Source organism: Paenibacillus sp. JQZ6Y-1, from assembly GCF_040719145.1.
Classification (GTDB): Bacteria; Bacillota; Bacilli; order Paenibacillales; family Paenibacillaceae; genus Saccharibacillus; species Saccharibacillus kandeliae.
Window position 1 is genome coordinate 1 of the sequence record NZ_JBFDUZ010000015.1, and the last position, 1,684, is coordinate 1,684.

Annotated in this window: 3 protein-coding genes; all 3 read left to right on the top strand. The window is 44.2% G+C overall.

Annotated elements, in window-relative coordinates; translation table 11 throughout:
• A partial coding sequence (locus ABXR35_RS24025; protein ID WP_367064610.1) for a flagellin occupies window positions 1-103 on the top strand: 103 nt, incomplete at its 5' end.
• Between the two features lie 313 nt (window positions 104-416).
• Window positions 417-1,187, top strand: coding sequence for a flagellin N-terminal helical domain-containing protein (locus ABXR35_RS24030; protein ID WP_367064609.1), 771 nt, complete (start codon window positions 417-419; stop codon window positions 1,185-1,187).
• 340 nt (window positions 1,188-1,527) lie between these two features.
• Window positions 1,528-1,684 (top strand): flagellin N-terminal helical domain-containing protein (locus tag ABXR35_RS24035; RefSeq protein ID WP_495525207.1); only part of this gene is annotated, 157 nt, incomplete at its 3' end.

Genomic DNA, 1,684 nt, shown 5'->3' on the forward strand with positions numbered 1-1,684 from the left:
AATGGTTAAACTGACTAAAAACAACATCTTGGTACAAGCGGCACAATCCATGCTGTCCCAAGCTAACTCTGCACCACAAGGCGTTCTGTCCCTGCTGCGTTAATCCTAAGCGGTGGCGATTCTCGCCTATTACAAAGACCCTGGAAGTATTCAGGGTCTTTTTTCTTTGTCTTTCAACCCTGTGTATACGAACCACCTGAAGTATACATATGAATTGAACTATAGCTGTTGTTTTGTTGTATATTTTCCTACAAAATCACTGCTAACAATGAAAGAAAAGGTTCAGCTTACTATAAACAAATCCAGTGGAAGCGACGATATATACAATAGAGCGGTAAGGCGGGTACGATCGGCTCGCTGAATCGCCAAAATAACCACATGGATGTGGGAACTTATCTTCAAGGAGGAAATAAATCATGATTATCAACCACAATATTGCAGCTTTGAACACTCAGCGTAACCTGAACCTGAACAGTGCTTCTTCGAGTAAAAGTATGGAGAAATTGTCTTCCGGTATGCGTATCAACCGTGCAGCAGATGATGCAGCGGGTCTGTCGATCTCTGAATCGATGCGCGGTCAAATTCGCGGTCTGGAACAAGCTTCCCGTAACGCACAAGACGGTATCTCTTACGTACAAACAGCTGAGGGTGCAATGAACGAAGTTAGCTCCATGCTGACACGTATGAAAGAACTGAACGTACAAAAAGCCAGCGGAACTTACTCTTCCACTGACAAAGCGAACATCAACCAAGAGTTAGGCGAGCTGGGTACACAAATCAACAACATCATGTCCCAAACAACCTTCAACGGTATCAGCATCACGAAGGGTGTTACAATCCAAGTTGGCGACAAAACTGGCGTAACAATCTCTATCGGTGCGATCACTACAGGTAGCTTTACAGGTCTGACTTCTGGTTCTAGCCTGGCAAGCATCGAAACAGCAATCCAATCGGTAGCAACAGAGCGCGCTAAGTTGGGTGCGAAGCAAAACCGTCTGGAATACACTTCGAACAACCTGGGTACTACTACAGAAAACCTGACAGCAGCGGAATCCAACATCCGTGATACTGACATGGCTTCTGAAATGGTTAAACTGACTAAAAACAACATCTTGGTACAAGCGGCACAATCTATGCTGTCCCAAGCTAACTCTGCACCACAAGGCGTTCTGTCCCTGCTGCGTTAATCCTAAGCGGTGGCGATTCTCGCCCATCTCAAAGACCCTGGAAGTATTCAGGGTCTTTTTTCTTTGCCATTCCAATCGTTCCTATGCCGTTCTATGTAAGCAGTCAAGGTCGTATTCTCATCATTGAAAGGACACATACCGTTTAAGATACATACCTTGTCTATATAATTTCAAAAAATGAATCATAAAATGGAATGAAAAGGTTCCGTTTGCTATAAACAAATCCAGTGGAAGCGACGATATATATAATAGAGCGGTAAGGCGGGTACGATCGGCTCGCTGAATCGCCAAAATAAACCACATGGATGTGGGAACGTACCTTCAAGGAGGAAATAATAACATGATTATCAACCACAATATTGCAGCTTTGAACACTCAGCGTAACCTGAACCTGAACAGTGCTTCTTCAAGTAAAAGTATGGAGAAATTGTCTTCCGGTATGCGTATCAACCGTGCAGCAGATGATGCAGCGGGTCTGTCGATCTCTGAATCGATGC

Excerpts from the sequence above, each read along its gene's own strand:
- ABXR35_RS24030 (WP_367064609.1), top strand. The coding sequence starts at position 417 with ATGATTATCAACCACAATATTGCAGCTTTGAACACTCAGCGTAACCTG.